This window comes from Sporosarcina oncorhynchi, assembly GCF_033304615.1.
GTDB classification, from domain to species: Bacteria; Bacillota; Bacilli; order Bacillales_A; family Planococcaceae; genus Sporosarcina; species Sporosarcina oncorhynchi.
In genome coordinates this window covers 1,765,808-1,782,361 of record NZ_CP129118.1, presented here as the reverse complement: position 1 = coordinate 1,782,361, position 16,554 = coordinate 1,765,808, and the positions used below count along the sequence as shown (strand labels likewise).

At 40.8% G+C, this 16,554-nt stretch carries 16 protein-coding genes and 1 riboswitch; of the genes, 14 read left to right on the top strand and 2 right to left on the bottom strand.

Translation table 11 applies throughout. The features are described from left to right. Positions 1–9 precede the first annotated feature (9 nt). The gene (locus QWT69_RS08535; protein WP_317964756.1) at positions 10–522 is read right to left on the bottom strand and encodes a DUF309 domain-containing protein; all 513 of its coding nucleotides are present in this window, start codon (positions 520–522) and stop codon (positions 10–12) included. A 54-nt stretch (positions 523–576) separates the two neighbouring features. On the opposite strand from QWT69_RS08535, the gene QWT69_RS08530 reads away from it, so the two are divergent. The 12 genes from QWT69_RS08530 to QWT69_RS08475 all read left to right on the top strand — a co-directional run bounded on the left by QWT69_RS08530 (position 577) and on the right by QWT69_RS08475 (position 12,836). After that, positions 577–1,341 carry a segregation/condensation protein A gene (locus QWT69_RS08530; protein ID WP_317964754.1) on the top strand — a complete coding sequence of 255 codons (765 nt, stop codon included), beginning with the start codon at positions 577–579 and terminating at the stop codon, positions 1,339–1,341. After that, on the top strand, positions 1,325–1,936 hold the full coding sequence (scpB, locus tag QWT69_RS08525) for an SMC-Scp complex subunit ScpB (protein ID WP_317964752.1): 612 nt from the start codon (positions 1,325–1,327) through the stop codon (positions 1,934–1,936). Before QWT69_RS08530 ends, scpB begins: the two co-directional genes overlap by 17 nt. Next, positions 1,933–2,934, top strand: coding sequence for a D-alanyl-D-alanine carboxypeptidase family protein (locus QWT69_RS08520; RefSeq protein ID WP_317964750.1), 1,002 nt, complete (start codon positions 1,933–1,935; stop codon positions 2,932–2,934). Before scpB ends, QWT69_RS08520 begins: the two co-directional genes overlap by 4 nt. Before the next feature lie 120 nt (positions 2,935–3,054). Further along, positions 3,055–3,786, top strand: coding sequence for a pseudouridine synthase (locus QWT69_RS08515; protein ID WP_317964748.1), 732 nt, complete (start codon positions 3,055–3,057; stop codon positions 3,784–3,786). Positions 3,787–3,911: 125 nt separating this feature from the next. After that, positions 3,912–4,445, top strand: coding sequence for a thiol-disulfide oxidoreductase ResA (gene resA, locus QWT69_RS08510; protein ID WP_317964746.1), 534 nt, complete (start codon positions 3,912–3,914; stop codon positions 4,443–4,445). Between the two features lie 13 nt (positions 4,446–4,458). Beyond that, a complete protein-coding gene (resB, locus tag QWT69_RS08505) occupies positions 4,459–6,105 on the top strand; it encodes a cytochrome c biogenesis protein ResB (protein ID WP_317964744.1) in 1,647 nt (548 codons plus the stop codon). A 2-nt stretch (positions 6,106–6,107) separates the two neighbouring features. Beyond that, the gene (gene ccsB, locus QWT69_RS08500) at positions 6,108–7,292 is read left to right on the top strand and encodes a c-type cytochrome biogenesis protein CcsB (protein ID WP_317964742.1); all 1,185 of its coding nucleotides are present in this window, start codon (positions 6,108–6,110) and stop codon (positions 7,290–7,292) included. Between the two features lie 104 nt (positions 7,293–7,396). Beyond that, positions 7,397–8,116: a response regulator transcription factor gene (locus QWT69_RS08495; protein ID WP_317964740.1), complete on the top strand. Its 720-nt coding sequence runs from the start codon at positions 7,397–7,399 to the stop codon at positions 8,114–8,116. Then, positions 8,109–9,896, top strand: coding sequence for an ATP-binding protein (locus tag QWT69_RS08490; protein ID WP_317964738.1), 1,788 nt, complete (start codon positions 8,109–8,111; stop codon positions 9,894–9,896). Before QWT69_RS08495 ends, QWT69_RS08490 begins: the two co-directional genes overlap by 8 nt. 89 nt (positions 9,897–9,985) lie before the next feature. After that, positions 9,986–10,513, top strand: a complete 528-nt coding sequence (locus QWT69_RS08485; protein WP_317964736.1) for an RNA polymerase sigma factor SigX — start codon at positions 9,986–9,988, stop codon at positions 10,511–10,513. Further along, positions 10,514–11,710, top strand: a complete 1,197-nt coding sequence (locus QWT69_RS08480) for a hypothetical protein (protein WP_317964734.1) — start codon at positions 10,514–10,516, stop codon at positions 11,708–11,710. Positions 11,711–11,787: 77 nt separating this feature from the next. Next, positions 11,788–11,920: riboswitch (FMN riboswitch) on the top strand. Between the two features lie 331 nt (positions 11,921–12,251). Beyond that, the gene (locus tag QWT69_RS08475; protein WP_317964732.1) at positions 12,252–12,836 is read left to right on the top strand and encodes an ECF transporter S component; all 585 of its coding nucleotides are present in this window, start codon (positions 12,252–12,254) and stop codon (positions 12,834–12,836) included. Positions 12,837–13,659: 823 nt separating this feature from the next. Here QWT69_RS08475 and QWT69_RS08470 read toward each other — a convergent pair. Further along, positions 13,660–13,917, bottom strand: coding sequence for a ferredoxin (locus tag QWT69_RS08470; RefSeq protein WP_317964730.1), 258 nt, complete (start codon positions 13,915–13,917; stop codon positions 13,660–13,662). Positions 13,918–14,025: 108 nt separating this feature from the next. On the opposite strand from QWT69_RS08470, the gene QWT69_RS08465 reads away from it, so the two are divergent. Continuing rightward, on the top strand, positions 14,026–15,063 hold the full coding sequence (locus QWT69_RS08465; protein ID WP_317964728.1) for a YpbB family protein: 1,038 nt from the start codon (positions 14,026–14,028) through the stop codon (positions 15,061–15,063). Further along, positions 15,063–16,499: a RecQ family ATP-dependent DNA helicase gene (locus QWT69_RS08460; RefSeq protein ID WP_317970993.1), complete on the top strand. Its 1,437-nt coding sequence runs from the start codon at positions 15,063–15,065 to the stop codon at positions 16,497–16,499. Before QWT69_RS08465 ends, QWT69_RS08460 begins: the two co-directional genes overlap by 1 nt. Positions 16,500–16,554: the final 55 nt, after the last annotated feature.

Here is a 16,554-nt window from a genome sequence, read left to right as displayed (position 1 = left end):
AAGGGCAGATCAATCCGGTCTGCCCTTTTTCTTTTCGCGTTCAGCAAGAATATCTGAACGGTCCCGAAGCATATGTTTATGAATGACAGCATCACTATTAGCAGGAAGAAGTTCAAGTTGGCCAGGTGAGTTTTCGACAAGACACTTTAGTGTTTTAGAAGAAACAGCTATTTTAAATGGAACAAAACTATGTCCGATCTTCACGTTTTCCAAAGCTTGGTGAATGTCTTGCAATAATAGCTGAAAATCGATTTCCTCGATATAAAGCTCACCATGCGACGCGAAATCCAGCATTCTCCTCTCGGCTTTGAGCATTGTTCTATATGCTCCACTATGATTATCTCTTCTCCAGTGATACATACCTGTCGCTAACAGGATGAAAGCTGTCAGTGGATGCTCTTTTGTATAGCCAGGAATGGACTTCCAATAGTCTTCCAATACTTCATGGCATTCAAAGTAATCTTGATTTTCGTTGAAATAAACAATAAACTTACAGAACAATGGATGATGATATGGATGCATACAATCAGTCCTTTCAATGACAATACTTAATACATGCAGTATGGAGGAACCATTATGACATATAAAGTGAAACTCGAAGCGTTTGTTGGTCCTCTGGATCTATTATTACATTTAATCAACAGACTTGAAATCGATATCTATGATATACCAATGTCTGAACTGACAAGTCAATACATAGAACATCTCCATGCGATGCGGGTATTGGAACTTGATGAACTTAGTGAATACCTCGTACTTGCTGCAACATTAATAGAAATCAAAAGCAAAATGTTGCTGCCTATTCATGAAGGGGATGTGCTTGATCATGAAGCTGAATTTGAAATGGAGGAAGATCCACGTGATGAACTGGTTGCCCGACTGATTGAATATAAGAAGTTTAAAGAAGCCGCCCACACATTGAAGGAATCAGCAGAGGATCGATCCGTCCATTTTACAAAACTTCCTGAAGATTTATCTGAATTTGGTGAGGTCGTCGTTAATAACACCGAAGAAAAAATGAATGTATTTGACTTAATAGGCGCTTTCCAAAAAATGCTCGATCGGAAGAGGTTGCGCTCACCATTAACAGCAAGTATTTTAAGATCCGAACTTTCCGTCAGTGAAAAGATGGATGACATCATGACACGATTGGAAAGAATTGGAGGAAGTTGTGACTTTGAATCGTTATTTGAAGATGGGGATGTCAATGATCTTGTTGTGACGTTTCTTTCACTTTTGGAACTGATGAAAAGACTAGATATTATAGTTAAACAGCAAGGCAATTTCGGGAAAATGACCGTGTTTGCCGGACAGGAGGACACTGATGGAGCCAATCGATGAACGACTACTTGGGATGCTTGAGAGCTTCCTCTTCATAGCTGGAGATGATGGTCTGTCAATAGGGCAACTATCGATCTTACTTGAGTTGGAATCTGAAGGGACAGCCATAGCTCTTGAGCAATTACGCGTAAACTACGAAACAAGAAATGATTCGGGTATCACACTGCGCTTGTACGGAGGAAGTTACCGTCTTGTGACAAAGGCGGAGTATGCAGACGATATTCTTAGAATGCTCGAAAACCCGTCCAAGAACTCCATCACCCAGGCATCGCTTGAAGTTTTGGCAATCATCGCTTACAAGCAGCCAGTGACTCGTGTGGAAATTGATGATTTGCGAGGAGTCAAATCGGATGGTCCGATTCAGACACTTATAGCAAAAGGATTCGTTATGGAAAAAGGTCGGTTGGAAAGCAGTGGCCGCCCAATCCTGTACGGGACAACCGATTTATTTTTGGATCGATTCGGATTGGAATCGATTGAGATGTTACCACCTTTGATTGAAGATGATGATGAGCCTTTTGGGGATACGGATTTATTTATGACAAAGTTTCAGGAAGCATTTGACCTATCTGATGAAGGAGGAAACACTGATTGAAACGGACATTCATCGTTGTCCTTATACTGACACTACTATTGCCGGCTTTTCCAGCAAATGCTGACGCTCCAGGAAGCGCATGGGCTGTAATTGATGCGGATACCGGCCGATTATTGGACGGATCAAATGAAAATATGCAACTGCCGATAGCGAGCTTGACAAAGATTTGGACGGCATTCACTTTTCTGGAAAGTGGACATTCCTCGGGAGAAATCCTTATTTCACCAGAGGCAGCATCAGCAGAAGGTTCTTCACTTTATTTGGAACAGGGTACATCAATGGAGAGTGAAGCAATGCTGTACGGACTTATGTTGCGTTCGGGAAATGACGCTGCATTCGCGTTGGCTGAATTTGCTGGAGGCTCTGTAGAAGGCTTTATCGATTTGATGAACGATAAAGCGAGTTTTTATGGACTGGAGAAGACTACATTTGTGAATCCATCCGGACTTCATCATGAAAAGCATTTATCCACAGCCTATGAAACAGCGCTTATGCTTCACTACGCAATGCAGAATGAACGATTTAAAAAGATTGCTTCTGCCGAAAACTTTGTATACCGTAAAGGTGATGAAGTGAGAAGTTGGCGGAATAAGCACCGGCTCATTCATTCTAATAAAACAGTCATCGCCGGAAAAACGGGGTTCACGAAAGCTGCGGGAAGAACACTAGCAACCTATTTCGAAAAAGATGGTAAAAAAATCATTGTCGTCACGTTAAATAACGGGAATGACTGGAATACCCATGAACACTTAGCGAATGAAACGTTTAACAATTATGAATTGGTCACTGTAGCAAAAAAAGGTAAATATAAAATTTTAGCCGGGACTACGGGTGTATTGAAGCAACCGATTACCGTCCTTTTGAACAAAAAAGAAATTGAACGGGTATCCCATGTGCTCTATATACCAAGAGGTCAAGGAACCCATGGTAAAGGGACTTGGACAGTCTCCTTGGATAATGAACCACTTGTCACTGCTCACGTAGAAATAAGGAAGTAATGTGGGAAGTTTGTAAATGTGTCTAAATAATTCGGGAAGGCTGACTGTATATAGGTCGGTCTTCTTTTCATTTGCACGAAAATGTGACATAATTTTTTGAGATAGAAAGAAGGTGTCGAGTTGGAAAGATTGCAAAAAGTATTGGCGCAAGCAGGCGTTGCATCACGTCGGAAGGCTGAAACGCTCATCGTCGATGGTAAAGTGAAAGTGAATGGACAAGTTGTGACTGAATTAGGAACAAAAGTGACCCGTGCGGATCGTGTTGAAGTGGAAGGCGTGGAACTCGTCAAAGAAAGGTTTGTCTACTATTTGTTGTACAAGCCTAGAGGTTATATATCCACGGTTAGTGATGAAAAAGGCAGGAAGACTGTCTTGGATCTGCTACCGATGGTTGAAGAGAGAATTTTCCCGGTAGGACGTCTTGATTTTGACACTTCTGGTATCATCATCATGACAAATGACGGCGACTTTTCTAATTTGATGACGCATCCAAAATACGGTATCCAAAAGAAGTATGTTGCAAAAGTGAAAGGCGTTCCAGAACGGGATGCGCTTAAAAAGCTTGAACGTGGTATTGAGTTGGAGGATGGAGTGACAGCTCCAGCACGTGTAAAAATGCAGTCGTTCGATAAAAAAACAGGTACTGCTCTTGTCGAAATCACTATTCATGAGGGCAGAAACCGCCAGGTGCGCAGAATGTTCGATGCGATCGGTTGCCCAGTTCAGAAGTTGAGAAGGGAATCGTTTGCGATGTTGACTACTTTAGGGTTAAATGCAGGCGAAGCACGCGAATTAACGACGCATGAAGTAAAACAGTTAAGAGTGCTAGCGGAAACAGGTAAGATTGGATGACTTACTAAACCGTTTTTCGACATAATTATGAACGTTCACAAACCTATCACGACTTCATCTCTTTTTAAAAAGATGTTTTGTTATAATGTAAGTTGAAATCTTAAAACTGTAAGGGGGCTATCCAATTGTCCAAACCGAACAAAAAGCGCTCTCGTCTCATTTTCAGGGGAGTAGTCCTGCTTTTATTAGCATCGGCAATTCTGTTTTCCATATTCTCCAAAGATAAAGTAAAAGTTTTGGCAGTAGGCGATAAAGCACCAGATTTTGAACTTGTTGATACGGATGGAAATGTTCATCGTTTATCCGACTTTAATGGTGAGGGAGTTTTCTTAAACTTCTGGGGTACCTGGTGTCCTCCTTGTAAGAAGGAAATGCCTTATATTGAAAATCAGTATAAAGAGTTCAGTGAAAAAGGTGTACATGTCTTATCCGTTAACATTGCTGAATCTAATCTGAAGGTAGATACATTCCGTGATCAGTATGGGCTGACTTTTCCAGTCGTTATCGATAAAACGAAAGACGTGAGGGACTTGTATAATGTCGTTCCTCTCCCGACAACCTTTCTGATTAACAAAGATGGCGTAATTCAGGATATCATCAAACAAGAAATGAGTGAGGAAGAAATCATTTCCTTAATGGAAAGCGTTCTACCTCAATAAGGAGTTCGTACACATGAGTAAGATCAAATGCAAATGCGGTCATGAAAATCCATTTGGAACAGTACTCTGTGAAAAATGCGGTCGTCCGATGACTGATGAAGCGAAAAAAAGTGAAGTAGTAGATATGAGGTATGAGGGATCTGCACGTAGATCCCAAACGTATAAACGTTCAATCATCGATAAAATTTGGAACTTCTTTTCAAGCGTCAAAATAGGAGTAAGCATCATCATTGCTGTGTTGGCTACTTCTGCAATCGGAACCTTATTCCCACAAAAGTTTTATGTGCCTGTTCAAACCGATGCGGATTTGCTCGCTTATTATGAACGACTTTACGGATTTGTGGGAACACTATACTACAAATTGGGCTTCTATGATATGTATAATAGCTGGTGGTTCAAAGTTCTTATAGGTATGTTAGGAACATCCATCATCATTGCGAGTGTGGACAGGGTATTCCCACTTTACAAGTCGTTGAAGAGACAGCGTACAAAGCGGCATCCATCCTTCATGAAACGACAAAGAATCTATGGAGACGGAGCTGCTGTAACGCCTGATCTTTCCCTGGAAAAATCTGCAGAAAAATTAAAGGAACTGAAATATAATGTGAAAACGGAAAATGGCGCTATATTAGCCGAGAAGAACCGTTTTTCACGTTGGGGTCCTTATATAAATCATACAGGACTTATTATTTTCCTGTTTGGAATCCTTCTTCGAGGTATTCCGGGTTTTTATGTCGACGAGACGATGTGGATACGTGAAGGGGAACTAAGATCGATCCCCGGCGCGCCCGAGTACTATTTAAAGAGCAATAAGTTCATTATGGAGATGTATACGAAAGAAGAAGCAGACGAGGTTTTCGGTAATGCGTTGGACAGAGTCGGATCGATTGTTAAAAATTATCAGACGGACGTCTCGCTATACAAGAAAAAAGAAGACGGTTTGCCAGGTTCAACAGATCTTGAATTTGAAAAAGATTACTCGATTATTGTTAACAAACCACTGAAGTTTGATGGTTATAATGTCTTCCAAATGGACTATCGATTGAATGAATTAAAATCCATGAAGATGAAACTGATTGAAAAAGCGACTGAAAAATCATTCGGTGAATTCACGATCGACCTGGATGATCCGAAAGGCGTCTACGAGCTTGAAGATGGAGCGACGGTCAATCTGATTGGTTATTATGCAGATTATGACGGTGTTGAAAATGGAGAACCTGTCTCCAAGTCACCAATTCCAAACAATCCAGCTTTTATTTTTGATATGAGAACACCTGATAAGCCTCAAGGCGAAAAAAGTTTTGTAGCGATTCAACAAACACTTGAAACTGAAGAGAACGCATATCAAGTCAAGTTTGTCAGCGCTGATACCCGACATATCTCTGGTTTGACGATCCGGAAAGATAAAACGCTCTATATTTTACTACTAGGCGGAATCATCTTTATGATCGGTGTCATCCAAGGTTCCTACTGGAATCATAGAAGAATTTGGGTTCAAAAAGGTGAAGACGACAATCTATTGATTGCGGCTCATACGAATAAAAACTGGTTCTCGTTGAAAAAGGAACTGGATGCCGTTAAAGATTATGCGGGTTTACCGAACTATGTAGATCGACGGGATACCGACATTGAATCAGAGCAAGAGGAAGGAGAAAAATAATCATGGGACTCGCTTCGTTAAGCGCCAATATGCTTTTAGTATCTTTTATTGCCTATTTGGTGGCCACCGCATTTTTCGGTGGAGCCATCAAAAAGGCAAGTTCGGAAACAACATATAAAAAAAGCCGTTGGGGTCAGATTGGTATTATCATCACAATTATTGGTTTCATCTCAAATATTGGCTACTTTATAACAAGATGGATGGCTTCGGGTCATATTCCATTAAGTAATATGTTTGAATTCACCGCTGCTTTTGGAATGATGCTTGTTGGTGCATTCATACTTTTGTTCTATCTTTATAGAACACCGTCTCTTGGCCTATTCGCATTGCCAATTGCTATTATTATGATTGCCTACGCGAGCATGTTTCCTAAGGACATTACCCCGCTAATTCCAGCGTTGCAAAGCCATTGGCTAGTCATCCACGTTATTACGACGGTTATTGGTGAAGCAATCTTGGTCATTAGTGCAGTTGCAGGACTTATTTTTCTCTTGAAAAATGTTGATTTGAAAAAACCTTCAAGAGAACGTTTCTGGCTTGAAGCGGTTATGATTGCCCTTATATTAGTAGTAGGATTTGTCGTTTCGTCAACTACATTTAAACTTACAGGTTATGAAGCCCATTTCACATATATTGATAAAAACGAACAGCCGGCGAAAATGGAGTATAATTATCCACCATTATTCGGTATGAGTGGCTATGAAGCGCAAACGCCTGAAGCAATGACTCCACTTATAGAAATGCCTTCTATCGTCAATGCAAAGACTTTAACGACATTCGTATGGTCAATTGCGACAGGGCTTGTAATCTATCTACTGTTGCGGCTGATCATTAGGCGACCTGTTGCTACCTTACTGCAACCTTTCGCTAAAAAAGCAAATTCGCAGCTAATGGACGAAATTGGCTATAGATCAGTACTAATTGGGTTCCCTGTATTTACACTCGGTGCCTTAATCTTCGCAATGATTTGGGCACATGAAGCCTGGTCCAGATTCTGGGGATGGGATCCGAAAGAAGTATGGGCGCTTATTACATGGCTATTTTATGCAGCTTTCTTACATCTCCGTCTATCTCAAGGCTGGGAAGGCAAAAAGTCTGCCTGGTTGGCAGTAATTGGTTTCATTATCATCATGTTCAACCTCATTGCCGTTAACTTGATAATTGCAGGTTTGCACTCTTATGCGTAAGCCGATTGGACTGCACAACCATTAACAGGTTGTGCAGTCTTTCTTTTTTTTCACACTGCTTGTACAATAAGAGTATTAGTGGATTTTGAAAGGGGTTATTAACGATGGAAGAAAGTGTTAAGTTGCTCGTAGTAGATGATGAAGATCGCATTAGACGACTTCTAAATATGTACCTTTCCCGTGAAGGGTTTGAAATTGATGAGGCAGTGGATGGTGCCGAAGCGATTGAAAAAGCAATGGCTAATCACTACGATTGTATCCTCCTTGATTTGATGATGCCTGAAAAAGACGGTTTGGAAGTTCTACAAGAGTTGAGGGAAGAGAAGAAAATGACGCCAGTCATATTGTTGACTGCAAAAGGTGAAGAATCTGATCGCGTAGAAGGATTTGAAACAGGCGCAGATGATTACATAGTGAAACCTTTCAGCCCAAGGGAAGTCGTTTTAAGGGTTAAAGCGATACTCAGACGTTCAGTTACGTTTCCTGATGCTGCTGCAACGAACAGTTCAAAGGATCTGGTTGTTTTCCCTCAACTGACAATCGATCATGACGCACATCGTGTGACCGCGGAAGGCAAAGAAGTGAATTTAACACCGAAAGAGTATGAGTTGCTCTATTTCCTTGCGAAATCACCTGACAAAGTGTTTGATCGTGAACAGTTATTAAAGGAAGTATGGCATTATGAATTTTTCGGTGATTTGAGGACGGTAGACACGCACGTCAAGCGTTTGCGGGAGAAATTGAGCCGTGTATCAGAACGCGCAGCCAAGATGATTGTTACGGTCTGGGGGGTCGGATACAAGTTTGAGGTTCCGAATGAATAGAATATGGCATTCGATTGTCGGGAAGCTATGGGCAACCATATTGCTTCTCGTTTCATTTGTCCTGTTTATCGTGACGTTGCTGTTACTGGAGTTCTTGGATAATTTTCATACGAAGCAAGCTGAAGATTCATTGCGTAGGGAAGCGACGACTATCGGAAAGATTGTTATTGATCATGATAGTGAATCTGCCATGCGGTTAATCATACGGGATATACTCGATGATGAAACGAATGCATTAATCATCGACTCGGAAAAAAATGTTAAGTATGCGTTTCACAGTGGCCTAAATCAGAAATTGATTGAAGAAAAGATTTTATCTGAAAATCGAATATTTGCTGATTTGAAACCGAATGAAAAAGTTATGAAAGAAATGATATTACCTTCACTATCCGATGAAAATGTAATGGAACAATTTCTTGTGCTCGTCTATCCTTTTCAGCTTGAAAACGATTTCAGCCAGTCGTTGATTATGTATCAAAGCTTGGATGCTGTCCACCGTACAACAAAAAGCACGACGCAAATTGTTTTCTTATCCGCATTCATCGCATTCGTCCTGACGACGTTCTTTGCATTCTTTCTTTCAACACGAATTACTTCGCCGCTCCGGGGCATGAAGCAAGCAGCCTTTGAACTGTCCAAAGGGAATTTTGACATGCGGTTGCCGGCCACTCAAAACGATGAAATCGGCCAACTCGCTTCAGCATTCAACCAAATGGGCAGGCAATTGAAATACCAGATGGAATTGATTAAACAGGAAAAAGAACAATTATCAAGCATTCTTACATCAATGACGGATGCAGTTATTACATTTAACCGAGATTATTCGATATTATTGAGCAATCCACAAGCGGAGCGTCTACTGCAAAAATGGTATTTCGCCAATGGTGCAAATGACAATGTTCTGCCGCCTGAGATTTTTCATATGCTTGAGCATGTCATCTCATTTGCTGAGGAAATAGAAGAAGAATTAGAACTTGGAGGGCAGTTTTACGGGGTATCAATTAGTCCTTTATACAGTGAGAATAGTATACGTGGAGCCGTTGCGGTTTTGCGGGATATGACTGATCAGCACAAATTGGATAAATTACGCTCTGATTTCATTGCAAATGTATCGCATGAACTGAGAACGCCTATCTCGCTTCTGCAAGGCTATAGCGAAGCGATTATTGATGATGTCGTCACGTCTGAAGAAGAACGCAATGAAATGGTCCAAATCATTCATGATGAATCGAAAAGAATGAGTAGACTCGTTACCGATCTTTTGGATCTTGCAAGAATGGAATCAGGACATATGCGTTTATACAAAAACAATCTGGATCTAGTTGAGTTCCTGGAAAGAGTCATGAATAAATTCATGCAAATTGCCCGTGATTCAAATGTCACACTGTCTTTGGAAAATCCGAAAGAATTGGAGCCTATCATCATCTTTGCAGATGCAGATAGACTTGAACAAGTGTTCACAAACCTGATAGACAATGCAATCCGACATACGCCGAATGCAGGAAAGGTGACAATCTCTGTCGAAAGAAAAGGAGAGATGGCTGAAATTTCGTTAGCCGATACAGGAAGTGGTATTCCTGTCGAGGATCTACCTTTCATCTTTGAGCGTTTCTATAAAGCAGACAAAGCGAGGACGCGCGGTAAAGGTGGTACGGGTCTGGGACTCGCAATAGCTAAAAATATAATCGATTCGCATGAAGGGCAAATCAGTGCCGAAATAGGCTCGGAATCAGGAACAGTCTTCACCTGTATTCTTCCGATCGACACTCATAACGAATAAGAAGAAATATGTATATCTATTCGTGTAATACAAATAGAGTGAAACTTTTTGTCTTGAATTACGACTAATGAAATGAACGGGGGGATTTCGTGGATGACTCCGTTTTCCATCGGCTATATGAACAATATCACCAGGATGTCTTCAACTTCCTGATCTATTTGACAGGTGATCGGAACCAGTCTGAGGATCTGATGCATGAAGTATATGTCAGGGTGCTTAAAGCATATGCCGGATTCGAAGGGAAGAGTTCCGAAAAAACATGGTTATTTTCAATTGCCAAAAATGTTGCTATTGATCATTTCAGAAAAAAAACGGTCAGGCAAAAGCATCAATTTAACGAATTCGACTGGGAAGCGAATAAGCTTGTTTCAGCTAACTCTGCCCCTGAAGATATCGTTTTATTGAACGATGATATGAAAGAATTGCTTCGTGTATTGGATACATGTACAGGTGATCAGAAAATGGTCATTGTATTGAGGTATTTTCAAGAGTTGACCATCTCAGAAACCGCCGATACACTTGGCTGGACTGAAGGGAAAGTGAAGACGACACAACATCGGGCTATCAAATCACTACAAAAGAAATTGAACGCTTCTTCGGATGAAGGGGGAAGATGAATGCCGGACAATAATTGGAACGATGATAAAATTGAATACCTTCTTCGCTCGATGCCAAAAGCGTCGGATGAACGAAGCGCCAGTGATATATTGGACCAACTGAAAAAAGATGATCGACTAATGACGAAGTCATCTAATCGTTTTGCAAAAAAATGGATACCTGGATTGGTCGCTGTTGCAGCACTATTTGTACTAAGTCTGCTCGTTCCTTCGATGTTGAATGGAAATAAAGGTCAAATGAATATAAGTTCAGAGCCTGCAACTATGAGAACTGAAGGGAAAGGCGCAACTGAATCAGTCGAAATGGAGGAGTCGGAACAATCCTCCGCGGCGGAAGAAAGCATGGACGCAGCTTCATTTTCCTTGAAGTCAGTAACGACAAGCCATGTCATTATCCCTGATGACTATGTGGAAGGTCGCCTGTTTCCTATTGGGCTAATCCATGAAGCGACTGTTATTCCAGTAACATTTATAATGCCTGAAGAGATGTTAACGAATGACTTCCCGGGTAGTTCACCATCAAGCGTGGAATTATATAATAAATATGTAAGTCAAGTAAGAGAAGAAGAACTAGGGTTTGATGACTATCATCCATACAAAGGAGAAATTTCCGAATCAGCGGATGAAATTATCCATCAAGTTGGTGAAAATCATTTATACGATAATTCACCAACCACGTTGGAAATATATACGAACTCCGCAATCGCTACATTCAGTACCGACCATACAAAGTGGAAAGTGGTTGATGAAAAGGGGAATCCTGTAGCCTTTGACTATATTGGTTTAGAGATGGAGTTTCATCTGGAGCGCAGAGGACCATACTTCAAATACGTTATGGCTGATGGGCGTGTCTATCTTGTCCCATATCAGAACGGGGACACCAAAACGGTAAGTGAAGCATTGCTCGCAATGCGGCAGGCTACGAATGATGTAGTGCAGGAAGTCATTCCTTCAGGAGTGGATTATTCAGTGGAAGTGCAAGATGGCACAATTATGTTGACATTCGACGCTTCGTTGGATTTGACCCGATTTGCGATTAATGAAGTGAACGAAATGTTAGAAGGTTTTATGTTAACTGCGGAAAGTTATGATATGCAAATACAACTAAAGAATGTCCAACAGGAGTTCTTTGGAAACTACGATCTTACAAAGCCTTTGCCGAAACCGGTGGGTGTGAATCCAATCATGTGGAGATGACTAAAAGAACGTCTTGTAAACAATGAAGTTTACAAGACGTTCTTTTTTGTATACAATAGTAACGTAATCTAATATTGATTCATCTTCGGGGCAGGGTGTAATTCCCGACCGGCGGAAATAGAAAAGAAATTTTCTTAGCCCGCGAGCTTAACAGCTGATTCTGGTGAGATTCCAGAGCCGACAGTATAGTCTGGATGGGAGAAGGTGAAGGTGCAGCCGTCTTTTTGTATTGTCTACAAAAAGGGTGCGTATTTAAGTGCGGGAATAAAGGATTTTCATTCTTTATTTAATCCCTTATTTAATGTTGCCTTTTTAACTCTCCCTGAAGCTTTTTAGCTTTAGGGATTTTTATATCTATTGAGTAGGCGAATCGATTAGATGTGACAGACGTGAGGCAGACTTGTAAAACAGTTTTTTCTGTAAAGCAGGGTTACCTTATGAAACTGAATGTCTAGATGCCTAAATTAGATGCAATAGACAATATGAATTACGGTCAGACCTTTCCTCTTTTGAAGTGAATCGCAAAAGGAGAGAGGAACAAATGAATAACAAGAAACTGAGAAAAATGATTCTCATCGCAATGCTGGGCAGTATATCAACTGTACTAATGCAGTTGAATTTTCCATTGCCTGCAATGCCGGTCTTCCTGAAAGTTGATTTCAGTGAAATTCCTGCAGTTATTGCAATAATGACAATGGGACCATTGGCTGGAATCTCTGTAGAATTGCTGAAAAACCTATTACATTGGTTTTTGTCAGGCAGTCCGACCGGAGTACCTGTAGGAGAGATTGCGAACTTTGTGACAGGCGTATTGTTCATCATGCCGATATACTTCATATTTAACAAAATCCGTTCTGCAAAAGGCCTTACGGCAGGCTTGGTAGCAGGTACCGCTACAATGGCAATCGGAATGAGTGTTTTGAATTATTTAGTTTTCCTGCCGATGTATGTCTATTTCCTGAACATGCCTCCATATGAAGGGGTAGCACTGTTCAATGTAGTAGTATTAGGGATTCTTCCGTTCAACTTAATTAAAGGTGTTATGCTGATGGTCATCTCATTGCTTCTTTACAAGAGCATGAGCAAATGGATCGATAAGCAACAACGCGAACTGACATTACAGTAATAAAATTATAGAACTTAAAAAAGCCATCCGTTTAGGATGGCTTCAGACTGTAGACAAACTCCATGAATTTGGGTGTTTGCCTACAGTCTTTTTTAAAAAAATAGAGATAAAGCTACCATTTTGATTTTCGGGTACACGGCTTCAGGCAGCCTTCTGCTCGCAAAGCTACGCTTCTGCTCGCAAACGCCGTTCGCTGGAGTCGCCGCTCTCCGCTCCAACCAACGGTGTCTATTCGCAGGGTCTGGAGCGCTTTTTACAAGATGAAAACTTTTCATATACACGCATGAATCTATTAGGCGCTAAGCTTCAAATGGCAACAGGAAGTATGCGTCACCAAAAAACAGATATCAGCAACGCTCTTGAATTATCTAAGCGTTAGGTCTATTTGTGATACCTTAAAATAAGGAAGGAAATTAGCTTGTCAGTTTCTTTTTTTCTCGCTATGTAAGATTGTAGCGGAAGACAGGCGACTCCTGTGGGAGATATCGGGATAGGCAAGACCCCGCAGTGTCGCGCCTTTTGCGACCGAGGAGGCTTCCTCCCGCCCCACGGAAAGCGCCTGTCTGGAGCGGAAATCTTAGCGTTCCTCCATTAAGTTACTCAGCTTTCGTATTCTTTTTAAATAAAAATGTTTTACTAGAGGTAAGAAAGCAACCGCCCGGAACGGAAATCAACGTCGTGTCAGTCTAACGTTTTTGAGCCAAATAGTAAAAAAAACAAAAGGGATGGAAATCAATTAGATTTCTATCCCTTTTGTCTATAGTCTGAGACATTCGTTTTGGATGGCTTTTTTAATACTACCTATTCATAGACTCAGTTGGAGTCAGTCCTCGTATTTTAATGCATCGCCATCGAATGGCGAGTCTGCAACTTTGATTGAATCAGTTGGGCAACCGTCAAAAGCATCTTCCATATCTTCTAACAGTTCTTCTGGAACTTCAGTTGTCCCCATGTTATCATCTAGGATAACAAAAGCGATCCCTTCGTCGTCATAATCGTAGATGTCGGGTGCAGCTGCACCGCAAGCCCCGCATGCGATACAGGTATCTTGATCGACAATGGTGTATTTTTTAGTAGACATTGACGTTCTCTCCTCTTTTCTCCGCGCTATCTAATTAGTTCCCTTATCATTCTAAAGCTGTTTTCGTTTGTTTTCAACCTAAAAACATTGTTTCGGGAGGAATTAGGCATGGATTTGTCTTCAATCCTATTATTTATTATAAGCAAAATGAATGGAGAGCGTACGATAAATGCCGGTTTGCATTTATTGAGGGGGAAAAAATCTGGGCAAACCCTTCAAGATGTTGAATATTTTGCTGTAAAACCATTCTTTGGTATTCTTCCTAAATTGTCAGATCAGGAGTTTGATGAAGCAACAGACGTACTTAGGAAAGCTAATTTCATTGAAGAGGATAAGAAACTTATCCGATTAACGACAACTGGTGAAATTGCAGCCGGTAAATTGGATGCTTTCCATTTCAGCGGTTGGGATTACCGGGGTAAGGAAATTCTCTTCTTTAAAAGATTAGCACTTACTGTGCAGACGCTTTCACATCTGCATCAAGGAACGAGCACATTTCTTCCAATTGAAAGAGATCGAGAAGTCCAATTGTTTGTCAAAAACATGTTGCATCAACAACCAATAACATCAGCTGAATTTGCAAAAGCTATCGGTTCTGAACTAATCGTTGCGCTTGAAGCAAGTGGAATGTCTGATATACAAAAATATATTTTCAGTTGCCGCCTTTCCGGAAAAGATTGCACCGCCAAAACATGGGATCAATTAGCGATGGAATTGAATGAACCACCACCTACAATCCGTCTACTGTTCATTGAGAGTTTGCATAGACTACTGAATAGCATAGATACTTCGAAGAGAACACCTTTCCTCTTGCAACTAACGGCTGACATAAAAGTTCAGTCCTATTTAACCGACTCGGCTAACAGGACAAAAAAACTTTATGATCAGGGGCATGCTTTGGAGCGAATCGCTGAGATCAGGCAATTGAAAATGAGTACCATTGAAGATCATATGATTGAAATAGCGATGAATGACAGTTCTTTTCCTATTGTGAATTTCGTTACTGAAAAACAAATGAAAGCTGTCATTGCAAAAGCTGATTCAATTGGAACAAAACGTTTAAAGGTATTGAAAGAGGCATTTAGCTCACTTTCCTATTTTAAATTAAGATTAATAATGGCTGTGTATAAGGATGGTGAACATTGATGGATCTTATTCGTGAACTGCAACGGCACTTCGGTTATGAACAATTCAGGCCTGGTCAGCGGGAAGTGGTTGAGCATGTTTTGGAAGGCGAGGACACGATTGCTATCCTTCCAACAGGGATGGGCAAATCCTTATGTTATCAGTTACCAGGCTATTTGATGACAGGCACTGTTTTAATTATTTCGCCGCTCGTTTCATTAATGGAAGATCAAGTCACTCAAATGCGTAAGAACGGGGAAAAGCGGGTCATTGCACTGAATTCTTTTTTGTCGTACAGTGCTCGTGAAATAGTGATGAATGAATTAAACCACTATAAATTCATTTTCATTTCACCAGAAATGCTGGCTCGCAAAAATAGTATAGGGCATTTAAAAAAACTTACTATTGGATTAGTTGTTGTGGATGAAGCCCACTGCATTTCACAATGGGGATTCGACTTCCGGCCTGATTATTTACGAATTGGTGAATTCATTTCTACTATTCCGTCTACACCTGTTTTAGCATTGACAGCAACTGCAGATGACAAAGTGACAATGGACATTACCCGCTACTTGCAGATGGACAAACCTGCTATCGTGCGACAATCATTGGATCGAAAAAACATTAGTTACTCAGTATTGCAATTGGATACACAATCCGCCAAACTGGAATGGATTAAAGAACGTGTAGCCAATACGACTGGCCCGGGAATCATTTATACAAGTTCTCGCAAACGTGCCGACCAATTAGCGATGGAACTTCAAAAAATGGGCGTTTCATGTCAATCTTATCATGCAGGCAAGGATCAGGATGACCGATCGATTATTCAAGGTCAATTTCTCTCTGGTGAGCTTCAATGGATATGTGCAACGAACGCATTTGGAATGGGAATACATATCAATAATATCCGCCAGGTCATACATGAACACATGCCTTCTACTATTGCAGATTACATTCAAGAAGTTGGAAGGGCAGGCAGGGACGGTCTGTTATCAGCTGCAACTTTGTTATATATGCCTTCAGATGAGCGGTTAACGGAATTCATCATACAAGCGGATATCCCGCGTGAAGTAGAAGTTCGTCATTATACAAATCTTCTCCATCAAGGAATAGAATCAGCAGATGCTGCTAAGTTTACAAGTTTGACGGAAACAGGGAAAAGGGTAATCGATTACTATGTTGAAAAACTTACTGTGGACGAAATCGTTTTGAAACTGAAAGACATAGCTGAAGAGAAGGATTACCAATTGAAAAAAATGCTTACACTTGTCACTAGTGATAAGTGTATTCGTCGAAATGCTTTGTCGTATTTTGGTGAAAGCTATAACGTAAAACCGGCTCAATGCTGTTCGAATTGTGGACTTGAGGAAATCGAATGGTTATTTTCCGGAAAAAGTGGGCAGTCCGAACAATCGATAATGAGTTGGGACGAAAGGATAACTAAGCTACTGGGGTGATATATCGTATGGTCGTTTACTTTTACGACATTATTCGTCATAATAGAATGAAGAG